The organism is Streptomyces sp. NBC_00019 (genome assembly GCF_045041015.1).
Lineage (GTDB): Bacteria > Actinomycetota > Actinomycetes > Streptomycetales > Streptomycetaceae > Streptomyces.
In genome coordinates, this window is sequence record NZ_CP108302.1 from 8539616 (window position 1) to 8556354 (window position 16739).

At 71.6% G+C, this 16739-nt stretch carries 14 protein-coding genes; 4 read left to right on the top strand and 10 right to left on the bottom strand.

Annotation, left to right across the window (positions count from 1 at the left end; genetic code table 11):
• Window positions 1–13: 13 nt before the first annotated feature.
• The 3 genes from OHU89_RS39545 to OHU89_RS39555 all read right to left on the bottom strand — a co-directional run bounded on the left by OHU89_RS39545 (window position 14) and on the right by OHU89_RS39555 (window position 4539).
• Complete coding sequence (locus tag OHU89_RS39545) at window positions 14–850, bottom strand: aldo/keto reductase (RefSeq protein ID WP_323185120.1); 837 nt, start codon at window positions 848–850, stop codon at window positions 14–16.
• A 109-nt stretch (window positions 851–959) separates the two neighbouring features.
• Window positions 960–2786: an AMP-dependent synthetase/ligase gene (locus tag OHU89_RS39550; protein WP_405649813.1), complete on the bottom strand. Its 1827-nt coding sequence runs from the start codon at window positions 2784–2786 to the stop codon at window positions 960–962.
• A 253-nt stretch (window positions 2787–3039) separates the two neighbouring features.
• Window positions 3040–4539 (bottom strand): MFS transporter, encoded by a 1500-nt coding sequence (locus OHU89_RS39555; protein ID WP_405649814.1) that lies wholly within the window; start codon window positions 4537–4539, stop codon window positions 3040–3042.
• Between the two features lie 109 nt (window positions 4540–4648).
• Here OHU89_RS39555 and OHU89_RS39560 point away from each other — a divergent pair, with 109 nt between their 5' ends.
• A complete protein-coding gene (locus OHU89_RS39560) occupies window positions 4649–5632 on the top strand; it encodes an Lrp/AsnC family transcriptional regulator (protein ID WP_405649815.1) in 984 nt (327 codons plus the stop codon).
• 28 nt (window positions 5633–5660) lie between these two features.
• Here the strand turns inward: OHU89_RS39560 and OHU89_RS39565 are convergent, their stop codons facing one another.
• Window positions 5661–6524 carry a LysR substrate-binding domain-containing protein gene (locus tag OHU89_RS39565; RefSeq protein WP_405649817.1) on the bottom strand — a complete coding sequence of 288 codons (864 nt, stop codon included), beginning with the start codon at window positions 6522–6524 and terminating at the stop codon, window positions 5661–5663.
• 162 nt (window positions 6525–6686) lie between these two features.
• Between OHU89_RS39565 and OHU89_RS39570 the strand changes: the two genes are divergently transcribed.
• The gene (locus OHU89_RS39570) at window positions 6687–7730 is read left to right on the top strand and encodes a bile acid:sodium symporter family protein (protein WP_405654849.1); all 1044 of its coding nucleotides are present in this window, start codon (window positions 6687–6689) and stop codon (window positions 7728–7730) included.
• Here the strand turns inward: OHU89_RS39570 and OHU89_RS39575 are convergent.
• Together OHU89_RS39575 and OHU89_RS39580 are read right to left on the bottom strand one after the other, a co-directional pair.
• Window positions 7666–8922: a DUF4185 domain-containing protein gene (locus OHU89_RS39575; protein WP_266885962.1), complete on the bottom strand. Its 1257-nt coding sequence runs from the start codon at window positions 8920–8922 to the stop codon at window positions 7666–7668. The genes OHU89_RS39570 and OHU89_RS39575 overlap by 65 nt on opposite strands.
• Before the next feature lie 148 nt (window positions 8923–9070).
• On the bottom strand, window positions 9071–9991 hold the full coding sequence (locus OHU89_RS39580; protein WP_405649819.1) for a zinc-binding alcohol dehydrogenase family protein: 921 nt from the start codon (window positions 9989–9991) through the stop codon (window positions 9071–9073).
• 117 nt (window positions 9992–10108) lie between these two features.
• On the opposite strand from OHU89_RS39580, the gene OHU89_RS39585 reads away from it, so the two are divergent.
• The gene (locus tag OHU89_RS39585; RefSeq protein WP_405649820.1) at window positions 10109–10546 is read left to right on the top strand and encodes a MarR family winged helix-turn-helix transcriptional regulator; all 438 of its coding nucleotides are present in this window, start codon (window positions 10109–10111) and stop codon (window positions 10544–10546) included.
• Window positions 10547–10565: 19 nt separating this feature from the next.
• Entirely contained in the window at window positions 10566–11093 is a 528-nt protein-coding gene (locus tag OHU89_RS39590) for an isochorismatase family protein (RefSeq protein ID WP_405649822.1), read from the top strand.
• A gap of 48 nt (window positions 11094–11141) precedes the next feature.
• Here the strand turns inward: OHU89_RS39590 and fdhD are convergent, their stop codons facing one another.
• Genes fdhD through OHU89_RS39610 form a run of 4 tightly spaced genes read right to left on the bottom strand, consistent with a single transcriptional unit; the run spans window position 11142 to window position 16600 of the window.
• Window positions 11142–11990, bottom strand: a complete 849-nt coding sequence (gene fdhD / locus OHU89_RS39595) for a formate dehydrogenase accessory sulfurtransferase FdhD (RefSeq protein ID WP_405649824.1) — start codon at window positions 11988–11990, stop codon at window positions 11142–11144.
• Between the two features lie 7 nt (window positions 11991–11997).
• Window positions 11998–12858 (bottom strand): 2Fe-2S iron-sulfur cluster-binding protein, encoded by an 861-nt coding sequence (locus OHU89_RS39600; protein ID WP_405649825.1) that lies wholly within the window; start codon window positions 12856–12858, stop codon window positions 11998–12000.
• On the bottom strand, window positions 12855–14675 hold the full coding sequence (locus OHU89_RS39605) for an NAD(P)H-dependent oxidoreductase subunit E (protein WP_405654851.1): 1821 nt from the start codon (window positions 14673–14675) through the stop codon (window positions 12855–12857). Before OHU89_RS39605 ends, OHU89_RS39600 begins: the two co-directional genes overlap by 4 nt.
• 5 nt (window positions 14676–14680) lie before the next feature.
• Window positions 14681–16600, bottom strand: a complete 1920-nt coding sequence (locus OHU89_RS39610) for a molybdopterin oxidoreductase family protein (protein ID WP_405649826.1) — start codon at window positions 16598–16600, stop codon at window positions 14681–14683.
• Window positions 16601–16739: the final 139 nt, after the last annotated feature.

Consider the following 16739-nt stretch of genomic DNA (forward strand, 5'->3'; position numbering starts at 1 on the left):
AAACGCCGTACCGTCAGGCCGCGTTGAAGGTCGACGGGTCCGGGCCCAGCCGCCGGTCCTCGTTCAGCGCGCTGATCGCCGCGAGGTCCTCGGTGTCCAGGCTGAAGTCGAAGACCTCGATGTTCTCCTTGATCCGGGACGGGGTCACGGACTTGGGGATCACGACGAGGCCCAGCTGAAGGTGCCAGCGCAGGACGACCTGCGCCGGGGTGCGCCCGTGCTTCTGCGCGATGGCCACGATCGCCGGGACCTCCAGGAGGCCCTTGCCCGAGCCGAGCGGGGACCAGGCCTCGGTGGCGATGCCCTGCTCCGCGTGGTACTCGCGGGCCGCGCGCTGCTGGAGGTGCGGGTGCAGCTCGATCTGGTCGACGGCCGGGATGACGGACGTCTCGGCGATCAGCCGCTCGAGGTGCGCGGGCTCGAAGTTGGACACACCGATGGCGCGGATGCGGCCGTCGGCGTGCAGCTTCTCGAACGCCTTGTACGTGTCGACGTACAAGTCCCGCTCAGGGGTGGGCCAGTGGATCAGGTACAGATCGACGAACTCCAGGCCGAGCTTCTCCAGCGAGGTGTCGAAGGCACGCAGGGTGGCGTCGTACCCCTGGTCGCTGTTCCAGAGCTTGGTGGTGACGAAAATGTCCTCGCGCGGGAGACCGGCGGCGGCGATCGCCTTGCCGGTGCCCTCTTCGTTGCCGTAGATCGCCGCTGTGTCGATGCTGCGGTACCCGGCCTCCAGAGCGGTGCTGACCGCCTGCTCGGCCTCGTCGTCCGGCACCTGCCAGACTCCGAACCCCAGCTGGGGCATCTCCACGCCGTTGTTGAGGATGATCGGGGGGACCTTGCTGCTCACGAGCTCTTGATCCTTACGGTTGCCGACAGGTGGTACTCCCATCGTCAACGATCAACCGCCCCGATGCATTCCTGACCGCGGAATCCGACAGAATCCGCCGGAAACAAGCTCAGGCCCGGTACAGGGCCTCGACCTCGCCGGCGTACGTCGTCTCGATCGCCTTGCGCTTCAGCTTCAGCGACGGCGTCAGCAGCCCGTGCTCCTCGGTGAACGGCTGCGCCAGTATGCGGAACGTACGGATCGACTCGGCCTGCGAGACCAGTGTGTTGGCGGCGACCACGGCCCGTCTGACCTCCGCCTCCAGGTCCGCGTCCCGCACCAGCTCGGCCGCCGTCAGCTGGGGTTTGGCGCGCATCGCCAGCCAGTGCTCGACGGCCTCCTGGTCGAGGGTGATCAGCGCGGCGACGTACGGGCGGTCGTTGCCCACGACGATGCACTGGGCGACCAGCGGATGGTCCCGGACGCGTTCCTCCAGCAGCCCGGGCGCCACGCTCTTGCCGCCCGAGGTGACCAGGATCTCCTTCTTGCGGCCGGTGATCGTGAGGAAGCCGTCCTCGTCCAGGGAGCCCAGGTCGCCGGTGGCGAGCCAGCCGTCGTGCAGGGTCTCGTCGGTGGCCTTCTGGTTGTTGAGGTAGCACTGGAACATGTTGGGGCCGTGCAGCCAGATCTCACCGTCGTCCGCGATGTGCACGGTGACGCCCGGGATGGGCTGGCCGACCGTGCCGTAGCGGGTGCGCCCGGGTGGGTTGGCGGTCGCCGCCGCCGTCGACTCGGTCAGGCCGTAGCCCTCGTAGATCTGCACACCCGCGCCCGCGAAGAACAGGCCGAGCCGGCGGTCCATCGCCGAGCCGCCGGACATCGCGTTGCGGATCCGGCCGCCCATCGCGGCCCGCACCTTGGCGTAGACGAGCTTGTCGAAGAGCTGGTGCTGCACGCGTAGTCCCGCCGAAGGACCGGGCCCGGTGCCCCAGGCCTTGGCCTCGACGGCCTCCGCGTACTTCACCGCGATCTCGACGGCCTTCTCGAAGGGCCCGGCCTTGCCCTCCTTCTCGGCCTTGCGGCGGGCGGCGTTGAAGACCTTCTCGAAGATGTACGGCACGGCGAGGATGAACGTCGGCTTGAACGCGGCCAGGTCCGGCAGCAGAGCGGCGGCGTTGAGCTGCGGCTGGTGGCCGAAGCGGACCCCGCAGCTGATCGCGGCGACCTCCACCATCCGCCCGAAGACGTGCGCGAGCGGCAGGAACAGCAGGGTCGCCGCCTCGTCGCCCTTCTTGGAGTGGAACACCGGCTCCCAGCGCTCGGCGACCGTATCCGCCTCCCACATGAAGCTGCCGTGGGTGATGACACAGCCCTTGGGACGGCCCGTGGTGCCCGAGGTGTAGATGATCGTGGCGACCGAGTCCGGGGTGACCGCCTGCCGGTGCCGGTGCACCACGTCGTCGTCGAGGGAGGCGCCCGCGTCGTACAGCTCGTGCACGGCGTCGGCGTCCAGCTGCCACAGCTGGCGCAGCTGCGGCAGCCGGTCGATGACGGTGGCGATCGTCATCGCGTGGTCCTCGTGCTCCACGACCGCGGCCGTGCACTCGGCGTCGTAGAGCATCCAGAAACACTGCTCGGCCGAGGAGGTGGGGTAGATCGGCACCACCTGGGCGCCGATCGTCCACAGTGCGTAGTCGAAGAGGGTCCACTCGTAGCGGGTGCGGGACATGATGGCGACCCGGTCGCCGAACCGGATGCCCTGGGAGAGCAGCCCCTTGGCGAGGGCGAGCACCTCGTCCCGGAACTCCGCGGAGGAGACGTCACGCCACTGGTCCTGCTCGTCCTTGCGGCCGAGCGCGATGTGCTGGGGGTCCTCCTGGGCGCGCCGGAAAACGACGTCGGCCAGTCCGCCCACGGGGGCCGGCAACGCCAACGGAGGGTTGGTGAACTCGCGCAAACCCCGCTCCCCGCTCCCTGGTCCCCGTTCCTGGTGACGCTCCGCACAGCGCCGTGAAAGCTACCCCACCCGGCGACGGGACGGGAGGGGGTGCGAATCCGAGCCATGTTCAGGTACGCACTGGTCAGTGCCGGAAAATGCGCTCACATGGGGAAGGGTCGGACAGAAAACTGACGGTTGAGTAAGTTTCGGTCCCGTAATCTCCACCGAATCTGTACGACCCGACTACGGCTCACCGCCACTCGCGGAATGATCAGTTCCGCTGTGCCGCCGTCTCCTCTGTCAGCGTCTTCGCGGCCGAATCCGTCACACCCGCCTCACCGGCACCCCGCGTCCGGACCAGGGCGAGGACCAGCACCCCGCCGACCGTCGCCAGCGCACCCGCGGTCACCGCCGCCGTGTTGAGCCCCGAGGCGAACGCGGCCCGCAGCACCTGCTCCGGGAAGACGCCCCGCAGCGCCCCGGCACCGCCGCCCGCGAGCGTGTGCGCCGCCTCGTGCGGCAGCGTGTCCCGCATCCGGGAGGTCAGCGCCGTACCGAAACCGGCGATCCCGAGCGCGTACCCGAGCTGCCGGAACGTGTTCACCGCGCCACCGGCCATCCCCGCCCGCTCCGGCGGTACGGCGGCCAGCGCGGCCCCCGCGATACCGGGCGCCACCAGCCCCGTACCGAAGCCCACCAGCAGCAGCCCCGGCACCAGAGCCCCCGCACCCGACCCCGCGTCCAGGACCGCCATGCAGAACTGCCCCGAACCGATCAGCAGCAGCCCGCCCCCGACGGTGATCCGGACCGGCACCCCGTGCAGCAGTCGGCCGCCTGCCGCGGACACCACGAACGCGGCCAGCGACATCCACAGGAACACCAGCCCGCCGCGCACCGGACTCATCCCCAGCACGGTCTGCAGCCAGATCGAGGTGTACACCATCACCCCGAACGCCGCCGCGTTGTAGGCGAGCGACCCCGCCATCACCCCGCAGAACGCGGGCCGCAGGAACAGCCGCAGATCGAGCAGCGGATCGGCCACCCGCCGCTCCACCACGACGAAGCAGACCAGCGCGAGCGCCGCGAGCCCGAAGGAGGCGAGGGTGCCGGGCGCGGTCCAGCCGTGCGAGCCGGCCCGCACCGCCCCGTACGTCACCCCGCCCGCGAACGCCGCGAACGTCACCGTGCCCGCCCAGTCCACCCGGCGCCCGCGCGCCGCCCGCGACTTCGGTACGAGCCGCAGCGTCAGCCACACCGCGGCCACGCTCACCGGCAGATTGACGTAGAAGATCCACCGCCAGCCCGGCCCGTCGGTCAGCAGCCCGCCGAGCACCGGCCCCACCGCGGCCGCCCCGCCGCTCACCGCGCCCCACACACCGAGCGCCACCGACCGCCGCCGCCCCTGGTAGACCGAACCCAGCAGCGGCAGCGTCGTCGCGAACATCGCCGCCGCGCCCACCCCCTGCAGCCCCCGTGCCGCGACCAGCGTCCCCGGCCCGGAGGCGAGACCGCACAGCAGCGACGCCACCGCGAACAGCACGACACCCGCCACATGCACCCGCCGATGCCCGAGCACATCGGCCGCCGCCCCGATCCCGAGCAGCAGCGCGGCCAGCGCCAGCGCGTACCCGTCCATCACCCACTGCAGATCGCTCAGCGACGCGTCCAGCGCACGCGCCATGTCCGGCAGCGCGACGATCGCGATCGTCACATCCAGCAACAACATGAACGTGCCCAGGCACACCGCGGTGAGCGGCCCCCATGTACGCATGTCCTCAACTCCTCGTCCGTTGGCTGCTTAGCGCTTCGTACGATGGCTCCGCTGCGGACGATCCCACTGGTGATGGCTATCAGGGCGCCGGAACTCGACAGGAGTAGGCATGTTGACGCTGGAATCCACCGTTCTGGACGCCCTCGACCTCCAATTGCTCTCGGCGCTCGAGGTCAACGGCCGCGCCTCCTTCAGCCGTCTCGGCGCGGTGCTCGGGGCCTCCGACCAGACGATCGCCCGCCGCTACCGCAAGCTGTGCGCCGAGGCGGGACTGCGGGTCCTCGCACTCCGCGACCCCCACGTCCTCGGCGAGGACCAGTGGTTCCTGCGGTTCCGCTGCGCGCCCGACAGCGCACCGGCCATCTCCGACGCGCTCGCCAAGCGGCCGGACACGGCCTGGATCGGACTGGCCTCCGGGGGCACCGAGATCGTCTGCATGACCCGGCCGCGCGGCCCCGGCGACCACGACGAACTGCTGCTCGGCAAGCTGCCCCGCACCCCGAGCGTCGTGGACATCCGCGCCCACCAGCTGCTCCATCGCTTCTACGGCGGCCCGGCCGGCTGGTCGAGGAAGTTCGGCGCGCTCGACGACGAGCAGATCGCCGCCCTGCGCCCGCACCCGGCACCCGGGTCCGGACCGGCGCGTATCGAGCCGGACGACGAACCCCTGCTCGCCGTCCTGCGGCGCGACGGGCGGGCGCCCTATCCGGAGCTCCAGCGCGCCACCGGTCGCTCCGAGTCGGCCGTCAAACGCCGCCTCACTGCGCTGCTCGCCTCCGGGGCCGTCTACATCGACATCGAGTACCACTCCGAGGCGCTCGGCTACCCCCGGGCCGCGTCCCTGTGGATCACCGCCGCACCGGGCGCCCTCACGTCCGTCGGCCGCGCCCTCGCCGGCCACGACGAGGTCGCCTTCGCCAGCGCCACCGCCGGTCCCTCCAACCTCGTCGTGACCGCGGTCGTCAGGGACACGGCGGGGCTGTACGCCTACCTCAGCGGGCCACTGGGCCGGCTGGAGGGGGTCCAGCACGTGGAGGCGACGCCGTTCCTGCGCAGGGTGAAGCAGCTGACGTACGAGGCGCCCGGCCGCTGATGCCGGTGCGGCTGGTCGACGGGGGCGCTCACCGCCGGTGCAGCCGGTCCCCGCCCGTCAGGATCGCCGCCGCGAGCGCGTCCGCCGCGCCCTGGGCCGCCGTACGCCTGCGGCCGTGGACCAGGACGAAGTCGACCCGGCCGAGTTCGGGCAGGCCCGCGCGGTCCGGCATGCGGACCAGGCCCGGCGGGATGAGACCCCGGGAGTGGGCCATCACGCCGAGGCCGGCGCGGGCCGCGGCGATGAGACCGTTGAGGCTGCCGCTGGTGCAGACGATGCGCCTCTCGCGGCCCTGACGCTCCAGAGCCTCCAGAGCGAGGGCACGGGTGATGCCCGGCGGGGGATAGACGATCAGCGGCACCGGGCGGTCCGCCTCGAGGCGGAGCCGTTCCGCGCCGATCCACACCAGCTTGTCGTGCCAGACGAGTTCACCGCGCGGATCCTCCGGCCGCCGCTTCGCCAGCACCAGATCCAGCTTCCCGGCCTCCAACTGCTCGTGCAGGGTGCCCGAGAGCTCGACGGTCAGCTCCAGATCGACCTCGGGATGGTCGTAGCGGAAGCCCTCCAGGATCTCCGGCAGCCGGGTCAGCACGAAATCCTCCGACGCACCGAAGCGCAACCGGCCGCGGAGCCGGGTACCCGTGAAAAATGCCGACGCCTGCTCGTACACGTCCAGGATCCGGCGCGCGAAGCCGAGCATCGCCTCGCCGTCCTCCGTCAGCTCCACGGAGTGGGTGTCCCGGGTGAACAACTGCCGCCCCGCGGCACCCTCCAGACGCCGTACGTGCTGGCTGACCGTCGACTGGCGCAGCCCGAGCCGCCGTGCCGCCTGCGTGAAGCTCAGCGTCTGCGCCACCGCCAGGAACGTACGCAGCTGGGACGGGTCGTACATGACCCGGAGCTTATCGCGGAACGTGATGACAGTCAGTGCCGTATGCCGGATTCCCGATCGCGGGCCGGAGGAGGACGATGAACGGGGGCCCTGTGGCCCCGGTACCGCCGACAGACACAAGCTAGATGGAGCACCGTGAAACGCCTGCGTTGGCCGAGTTGGATGCCGATCGACCCGTACATCCTGCTGCTCCTGGGAACGGTGGGCCTCGCCGCCCTCCTCCCGGCGCGCGGGACGGGCGCGGACGTCGCCTCCGGGGCCTCCACCGCCGCGATCGCCTTCCTCTTCTTCCTCTACGGCGCCCGCCTCTCCACCCGTGAGGCGATGGACGGGATCAAGCACTGGCGGCTCCACATCACCGTCCTGGCCTGCACCTTCCTCGTCTTCCCGCTGCTCGGCATGGCCACCCGCGGCCTCGTCCCGGTGCTGCTGACCCAACCGCTCTACCAGGGACTGCTCTTCCTCACCCTCGTCCCCTCGACTATCCAGTCGTCGATCGCCTTCACCTCCATGGCCCGCGGCAACGTCCCCGCGGCGATCTGCGCCGGCTCGTTCTCCTCGCTGGTCGGCATCGTCATCACCCCGCTGCTGGCGGCCGCCCTGCTCGGCAGCAGCGCCGGCGGGTTCTCCGCCGACTCTCTCGTCCAGATCGTGCTCCAGCTGCTGGTGCCGTTCGTCGCCGGGCAGCTGTTGCGCCGCTGGATCGGCGGCTTCATCACCCGGCACAAGAAGGTCCTCGGTCTGGTCGACCGCGGCTCGATCCTCCTCGTCGTCTACACCGCGTTCAGCGAGGGCATGGTCCAGGGCATCTGGCACCAGGTGAGCCCGATGAGGCTGGCCGGACTGCTCGTGGTCGAGGCCGTGCTGCTCGCCGTGATGCTCGCGCTGACCTGGTACGGCGCCAAGGCGCTCCGCTTCGGCCGCGAGGACCGGATCGCGATCCAGTTCGCGGGCTCGAAGAAGTCCCTCGCCTCCGGACTGCCCATGGCGAGCGTGCTGTTCGGCGCGCACGCGTCGCTGGCGGTGCTGCCGCTGATGCTCTTCCACCAGATGCAGCTGATGGTGTGCGCGGTGATCGCCAAGCGCCGCTCCCACGACCCGCGCCCCGAGGAGCGGACGGGGGAGGGGCCGGGGGCCGAGGTCACTTCTGCGGCTTCAGCGTCAGCGTCACGAACCGCGGTCGGTACAGGGACACGTTCCGGTTGAGCTGCGCCGCCGCGGCGGCCGGCTCCAGCCAGTTCACGTCGTAGCTGAGCACCAGCCGTCCGCCGCCGCTCCCCGCGCCGGAGGCGCTGTCGGATACAGCTGGATGGACCTGCGGGTTGTACGCCGCGACCTCGCCGTCCGGCAGCGCGGCACCGAAGTTCTTGGTCGGCCCGTGCCACGGCCCGGTGGGGGAGCAGGCCCAGTACGAGGTGACGGTGGTCAGCCCCGCGGTGCCCGCCGCCATGGTGAACAGGACGTACGTGCCGTCCTTGCGCACCACGGAATAGGCGCTGCCCACCCCGGTGCGCTTGTGCTCATTGCCGAGCACCGGGGCCGGGCGGGCGCCGGACGCCCACGTGGAGCCGTTCCAGTACTGCCAGGCCGCGGGCTCCCCGAGTCTGCCCTCCGGGACCCGGGCCACATAGGCCGACGACACCGGCCGGGACGCCGCCTGGCCGTCGTCGCCGCCGAAGACGTACGTCCAGCCGTCCTCCTCGATCAGCGTGGTGCCGAACAGGACACGCCGGGAGGCGTCCGGGACCAACTGCTGGTCGAACACCTTGGTGATGGACTCGACCCGCAGATCGGGCAGCGAGAGCGTGGCCACCTCGGTGGCGGTGGGCGTCCCGTAGATCCACGGCGCCGCTCCCGCCGTCCGCACCCACAGCAGCACCCGCACGACCTGCTCGTCCGAGCCGGGCTCACGCGGCTCGACCCGCGCCGCGACCGGCCACCGCCACTGGTTGGGTGCCGGGTCGGGGAAGAGCGGGGCCGGCAGGGTGGTCTCCAGGCGGCCCTCGCGCATCAGCACCGCCGAGTTACGGACCAGCGGGGCGGTGGTGTCCCGCCAGGCGAAGGACTCGCCGACCGGGTTGGGCGGGGCGTACACCTGGCCGAGATAGGTGTCCGAGAACAGCCACAGCACCCGGCCGTCCGGCAGCCGCACCGAGTGGGTGCCGTCACCGCCGGTCCAGTCGTCGGCGCGGGTGGCGTCGTCGCCGTAGCGGGCGAACTCGCCGGTAAGCCGGTTGTCCGCCGACCACGTGCCGACGGTGTGCGGTATACAGTCGCCCGCATCCTGTCGATCGTCGTCCTCGGGCAGGGCCGTGAGCAGCACGGCCCCGAGAACCAGGGCCAGCAACAGGCCGAGCCCCGTTCCCGTCCGCTGTCGTGCTCGTACGTCGTCGGGCACCCACGGGACGTTAGTGGCTCATGCTCGTCCGGTCCATGGGCAGCCGGAGGACCGTGTCGCCGAACGGGGCGGCGCCCGTGGCCGGTTCTCGTGGCCGGGGCGGTACGGGGAGGATCGGCAGGACGGCGGCGGGGGCCTGGAGGCGTGATCAAGGGCGCAGGACGACCTTTCCGAGGTTGCTCCGCGACGCGATCGCCTCATGCGCCCGCGCCGCGTCCGCCAGCGTGAACTCCCCGTGCACGACGGGCTTCAGGGCACCTTCCGCGTACAGGTGCCACAGCTCCTGACGCCACCGCTCGTACACCTCCGGCTCGCCGCGGGCGATCCGTGCCATCTGGAAGCCGATCACGGACTTGGCGCCCACCAGGAGGTCGTACGCCTGGATCGTGCCGCCGCCCGAGCTGTAGGCGACGAGTCGTCCGCCGGGGGTGAGTGAGGCGAGGGCCGGGGTGAGGAGGTGGCCGCCGACCGCGTCGAGGACGTAGTCGACGGGATCTCCCCAGCTGTCGTCCGTATACAGAATGACGTCGTCGGCATCCAGGGACCGCGCGAAGTCCGCCTTCGCAGGGTCGGACACGGCGGCCACCACCCGGTCCGCACCGCCGCGCACGCGCGCGAGCTGGACTGTCAGATGTCCGACGCCGCTCGCCGCCGCCGTGACCAGCGCCGCCTCGCCCCGCTCGGGCCGCGCGGCCGTCAGGGCGCCGAGCGCGACCATACCGCTGCGGACGAGGGCGACCGCGTCGACGGCGGAGGCCGTGTCCGGTACGGGGGAGGCCATCGCCTCGTCCAGGAGCGCGAAGTCGGCGTAGCCGTGCCCGAAGCAGAGCCCCGTCACACGGTTGCCGACCTGGAAGCGGGTGACGCCGGCGCCGACGGCGACGACCTCCCCGGCGATCTCGCCGCCGAGTGGGACGGGCTCGGCGGCCTCGGTGACCTTGCGCACGACGGGGAGCGTGACGCCGATCGCCTCGCAGCGGAGGAGGAGTTCACCGGGGGCGGGCTCGGGGACCGGGACCTCCTCCAGGAACAAAGGGCCGCCGGTGGACTCGTAGCGGACGCGGCGCATCGCACCTCCAGAAGTCGTTGGGAGCCCCAACGGTATAGGAGGTTCGTTGGGGGTCCCAATGAATTTGCCGAAGATTGGTCATGGGGACGCCCAACGAGTCCTGGCTAGGCTGGCGGCATGTCCGAAGCCCCGCTCGCCGCCATCCGCTCCCTGCCCAGCTGGCTCCTCGGTCGCGCGGCCGCCCGTGGCCGGGCACTCGTGGCCGAGGCGCTGGCGGTGGAGGGGCTGAAGATGTGGCACCACGTCGTGCTCTCCGCCGTCCGCGACCTCGCCCCCGTCGCCCAGGCCGACCTCGGCCGCAGCGTCGGCCTCGACCCCAAGGACCTGGTCGGCGTCCTCAACGACCTTCAGTCCGCCGGACTCGTCGTACGCGAACCGGATTCGAAGGACCGCCGCAAGAACGCGGTCTCCCCGACCGAGGAGGGTGCCCGGCTGCTGAAGCGCTGCGAGAAGGCCGCCCGCGCGGCCAACAACGAGCTGCTCGCCCCGCTCTCCGCTGCCGAACGCGAGCGATTCATGGGCCTGTTGATCCGGATTTCCGGTACGGAGGGCTGACGACGGATAACGTTCCGTCATGACCGCACCCGTCACCCTCGATCCGGCGCGCAGCGCCCTCGTCCTCGTCGATCTGATGGACCGGATCGTCGCGCTGCCCCTGGAGCCCCGCAAGAGCACCGAAGTCCTCTCCGTCTCCGAGGAGTTGGCGACCGCCTTCCGTGCGGCGGGCGCCCCTGTCGTCCTCATCCGCGTCGAACGCCCCGGGATCGCCGAACAGCCCCCCGGCAGCGGGCTGGCGGCCGGCCTCGCACAGGAGGGCGACGTCGAGATCGTGAAGCGGACGATCGGCGGCTTCCAGGGCACCGGCCTCGACGACCGCCTCCGCCAACTCGGCGTCACCACCCTCGCGTTCGGCGGCATCGCCACCAACCTCGGCGTGGAGTCCACCGCCCGCGCCGCCGGTGACCTCGGCTACGACCTCGTCTTCGTCGAGGACGCCATGGCCGCGTTCACGGCGGCCGAGCACGAGGCGTCCGTACGGCTGGACTTCCCGCGCCTGGGGTCGGTGGTGCGGGCGGCGGAGCTGACCTTCGCCCGGGGCTGATCCTCGGGCCGAGCCTCGGGGCTCGACGGTGTCCCTCGAGGGGCGCGGTCAGCCCTGAGCGGCCGTGGCCTCCAGGGCGATGCGGTCCTCTCCCGCGTACACGTTCATGGACGAGCCGCGCAGGAAGCCGACGAGGGTGAGACCGGTCTCGACAGCGAGGTCGACGGCGAGGGACGAGGGCGCGGAGACGGCGGCCAGGACGGGGATGCCGGCCATGACCGCCTTCTGGGCGAGCTCGAAGGAGGCCCGGCCGGAGACGAGCAGGACGACACGGGACAGGGGCAGGTCGTCGTTCTGGAGAGCGCGGCCGACGAGCTTGTCGACGGCGTTGTGCCGGCCGACGTCCTCGCGTATGTCGAGGAGTTTCCCGTCCTCGGTGAACAGGGCGGCGGCGTGCAGACCCCCGGTCCGGTCGAAGACCCGCTGAGCCGCGCGCAGCCGGTCGGGGAGGCGCGCGAGCAGTTCGGGTTCGAGACGGACCGGGGGAGTGTCGGAGATGGGCCAGCGGGCCGTCGTACGGACCGCGTCGAGACTCGCCTTGCCGCACAGGCCGCAGGACGAGGTGGTGTACACGTTGCGCTCGAGGGTGATGTCGGGGATCACCACACCGGGGGCGGTCCGCACGTCCACCACGTTGTAGGAGTTCGAACCGTCCACGGTCGCACCCGCGCAGTAGACGATGTTCTGCAGATCGGATCCGGCCGCCAGTACACCCTCGCTGACCAGGAAACCGGCCGCCAGCGCGAAGTCGTCGCCCGGTGTGCGCATGGTGATCGCGAGCGGCTTGCCGTTCAGCCGGATCTCCAGCGGTTCCTCGGCGACCAGTGTGTCCGGGCGGGACGAGATCGCCCCGTCCCGGATGCGGATCACCTTGCGTCGTTCCGTGACTCGTCCCATGTCCTGATCAGCCCCGGTTCTGTACGTGCTGGTAGCCGAAACGGCCCTTGATGCAGAGGTTGCCCCGGGTCACCGGGTCGTCGTGCGGTGCGGTGACCCTCACGATGTCATTGTCCTGCACGTGCAGGGTCAGACCGCAGCCCACCCCGCAGTGCCCACAGACCGTGCTCGTCATGGTCTGTGCCGATTCATCCCAAGTGCCCGCCGTGCGTCCGTCGAACTCCGACCTGGACGACAGGGCCCCCGTCGGGCACACGTCGAGACAGTTCCCGCAGTACACGCACGCCGAGTCGGTGAGCGGTGCGTCGTGCTCCACGGTGACACGGGTACCGGATCCGCGGCCGGAGACAGCGATGGCGAAAGTGTTCTGCCCCTGGTCGCCGCAGACGTCCACACACCGGCGGCACAGAATGCACTTGCCGGGGTCGCGCGCCATCAGGTCGTCGTCGAACCTCGGTTCCGCGGCGAGCCGGGCCGCGTCCGGGCCGAAACGGTCCGACTCGGCCCCGTACTCCTCGATCCACCCGGCGATGCCCGGTGTCATCGACAAGTCGACCGAGGAGGCGAGCAGCTCCAGGACGGTCCGACGGCTGTGCCGTACGCGCTCGGTGTCCGTCCGCACCTCCATACCGGGCTCGGCCCGGCGGGAGCAGGCCGGGACGAGCGCGGGCGCGCCCTCGATCTCGACGACACAGAGGCGGCAGGTGCTCCTCGGGGCGAGAGCGGCGCCGTGGCAGAGGGCGGGGACGTCCGTGCCCGCCGCCCGGCAGGCGTCGAGGAGCGTCGCGCCCTCGGGGACCCTGGTCTCCTCACCGTCGAGGGTGAACGCGAGCATCCGGCGCGGAATCCCCAGCGCTGTCACGGTCACGCGTACACCCCCAGCCGGTCGACGGCCGACTCCACGGCGTTCCCCGCGGACCGCCCGACACCGCACAGCGAGGCGTCCCGCATCGCCCGGCCGACATCCCTGAGCAGGGCGAGATCGTCCGCCGCGGCCGCGCCGGCCCGCTCCACGAGCCGGCGCAGCGCTTCCTCCTGCCGCACGGTCCCGATCCGGCACGGCACACAGCTCCCGCACGACGCGGCGCGGAAGAACTCCGCGATGCGCAACACCAGTTGCGGCAACGGCACGGTGTCGTCGAAGGCCATGACGACACCCGAGCCGCGTGCGGTGCCGGCCTCCCGTGTGCCGTCGAAGGTGAGCGGGACGTCGAGTTCGTCAGGGCGTACGAAGCCACCGGCCGCCCCGCCGAGAAGCACCGCGCGCAGGCCCTCGCGCACACCCGCCAGAGCGAGGAGCTCGCCCGGCGTGGTGTCGAACGGCAGCTCGTACACCCCCGGCTGGTCCACGCTGCCCGACACACAGAACAGCTTCGTCCCGGTGGAGCGGCCCGCGCCGACGGCCGCGTACGCCGGTGCTTCCCGGGTCAGGACGGGCAGTACGTCGATCAGCGTCTCGACGTCCTCCACGACTGTCGGTCCGCCGAACAGGCCCTTCTCCGCCGGGTGAGGCGGTGTGGAGCGCGGCTCGGCCCGGAACCCCTCGATGGCGTTGAACAGGGCGGTGTCCTCGCCGCAGACATAGGCGCCCGCACCTCGCCGGATCTCGATGTCGAAGGCGTGGCCCCGGCCGAGGATGTCGTCGCCGAGCAGACCACGGGCGCGTCCACGGTCGACGGCACATTGCATACGGTGTATCGCTCGCGGGTATGCGTCGCGCAGGTAGAGGTATCCCGTATGCGCGCCGATCGCATACGCCGCGATCGTCATCGCCTCCACCAGCGCGTACGGGTCTCCCTCCATGATCACCCGGCTGCTGAAGGCGCCCGGCCCGGACTCGTCGGCGTTGCACACCAGATGGTGCGGGCGGTCGGGCCGCGACGCGACGTCCAGCCAGATGCGGCCGACAGGGAAGGCGGCGCCGCGCCCGACCGGGCCGCAGTCGGTGAGCTCACGGAGGACTCCGGCGGGGCCGAGCTCGTAGGCCCGGCGCAGAGCGGCGTAGCCGCCATGGGCGCGGTAGTCGTCCGGCGAGGAAGGGTCGACCACGCCGATGCGTCGCAGCAGCGTCAGCGACGCGCCCCCGGCCTGCGGCACCGCCTTCGCGGCCGGTGGTTCCTCGGGCGCCGAGTCGGGGGAGACCGCGGCGAGCACGGCCGCGGGCACGGTCGCCGGCGCCGACACCGCCGTACGCACCGGATCGCCCGCCCTGACCACGAGCGCCGCCGGAGCCCGCTCGCACAGGCCCAGACAGGCGCCGCGCTCGACACCCACCCCGCTGTCCGGGCCCAGCCGCGCCTCGATCCCGGCACACAGCTCCGCCGCCCCGACCGCCGCGCAGACCAGGTCCGTGCACACGCGGAGCACGGTCGCGGGCCGGGGTCGCACCGAGAAGTGGTCGTAGAAGCTAGCGACGCCGTACGCCTCAGCCGGCGGTACCGTCAGCCGTCGGCACAGATAGGCGAGGCCGCCCTCGCTGATCCAGCCGACGCGGTCGTTCAGCGCATGCAACCCGGGCAGCAGCAGATCGCGGCGGGCCCGGGCCGTCCGCCCGCCGCGGGACCACCGCAGGTCCGCCTCGGAGCGTTCCCCGCCCTCCCAGAAGGAGGAGGCAGGCCCCAACAGCCCGTCGGCGGCCGCGCGTTCGTCGTCCGTCGGCTCGCTGTCGCCGAAGTGCAGGTCCACTCGCGTCACCCCACGTACGTCACGACGGGCAGCTTGTCGATCCGGATGGCCGTCGCCCTGAACTCAGCCGTCCCCGCGATCGGGCAAGCGGCCCCGGCCGTCGGCCGGTCGATGTCCACCCCGTCCGGGAGGCGCAGCGTCATGAAGGCGAGCCCCGGCCGCAGGGCGGTGTCGATCCACACCGGTGCGAGGACCGATCCGCGCCGCGAGGAGATCCGCACCTGCTCGCCGACCACGACCCCGTAGCGCTCGGCGTCCTCCGGACACAGCTCGACGCACTCGCCACGCCGGAGAGCCGAGGCGAAACTCCCGCCCCGCACCACGGTGTTGCGGGAGTCGAGCCGCCGTCCTGTCGTCAGCCGGACCGGGTACTGCTCGTCCGTGAGGTCGATCGGGGGATCGTGCCGCACGATGCCGAACGGCGCGAGCCTGCCCCGCTCGGCCGGATCCGCCTCCCACAACCTGCCGTGCAGAAAAGGCGGTTCGATCCCGTCGGTGTCGGGGCACGGCCACTGGATGCCGTGGTGCCGCTCCAGGCGCTCGTACGTCATTCCGTGGTGGTCCGGGGACAGCGTCCGCACCTCGTTCCAGACGGCCTCGGCGTCGGCGTACTTCCAGTCGTGACCGAGACGCCGCGCCAGCTCGCACAGGATGCCGACGTCGTCACGGGCCTCACCGGGCGGGTCGACCGCCTTGCGCACCCGCTGAACTCGGCGTTCCCCGCTGGTGGTTGTGCCCTCGCTCTCCACCCGGCCGGCGGCCGCGGGCAGCACCACGTCGGCCAGTTCCGCGGTCTCGGTGAGGAAGATGTCCTGTACGACGAGGAAGTCGAGAGCCTTCAACCGCCGTACGGTCCGCGCACCGTCCGGCTGCGACCGCGCCGGGTCCCCGCCGAGGCAGTGGACGGCCCGCAGGGTGCCGGACTCCATCTCCTCGAACATCTCCGTCACGTTCAGCCCGTAGTGCGGCGGGACGGCGGCGCCCCAGGCCGACTCGAACCTCAGCCGGGCGCCCCGGTCGAGGATGTCCTGGAAGCCGGGGAGGCGGTGGGGGACGGCGCCCATGTCGATGCCGCCCTGCACGTTGTCCTGGCCGGAGAGGGGCTGCAGGCCGGAGCCGCGGCGGCCGATGTGGCCGGTCAGCAGGGAGAGGTCGATCAGGGCGCGGACGTTGTCGGTGCCGTTGTGGTGCTCGGTGACGCCGAGGCTCCAGCACAGCTGGGCCCGGTCGGCGCGGGCGTAGGCGTGCGCCAACTCCCGTATGGCGGAGGCCGGTACGCCCGTCACCTTCTGCGCGAGAGACAGCGTCCACGGTTCGACCAGTGCCCGGTACTCCTCGAAGCCGCTTGTCGCGCGCCCGATGAAGGCCTCGTTGGCGAGGCCCGCGTGGATGATCTCCCGGCCGATCGCGTGCGCCAGCGGAATGTCGGTACCCACGTTGAGGCCGAGCCAGCCGTCCGCCCACCGAGCGGTGGACGTCCGCCGCGGATCGACCGCGTACATCCGGGCACCGCCGCGGATCCCCTTCAGGACGTGCTGGAAGAAGACCGGGCGCGCCGGGCGGGCGTCGGAGCCCCACAGCACGATGACGTCGGTCTGCTCGAGTTCCTCGTAGGAGGAGGTGCCGCCACCGGAACCGAACACGGCCGACAGTCCCGCGACGCTCGAGGCGTGGCAGGCGCGGTCGCAGGAATCGACGTTGTTGGTGCCCATGACGACCCGGGCGAACTTCTGCGCCACGTAGTGCGTCTCGTTGGTCGCCCGGGCGCAGGAGAGCAGGCCGAACGCGTCCCGGTTGCGCCGCAGACCCCGGGCCGCACGGTCCAGCGCCTCTTCCCAACTCGCCCTGCGCAACGGCTCGTCGCGTGTGTCCCTGACGAACGGGTGGGTGAGGCGCGGGTACGTCTTCGGCCCGTGTTCCGTCATGCGGCGGTCCGGTGGGCGAGGAGGTCGCTGATGGCTCCGGCGCCGAGGGCTGCGACTGTCACTGGGTGGCTCTCCGTTCGGTCGAGGGTGTACCGCGGAGTGGATGCACGATGTCGAATGTCGTCGACCCCATATTGTC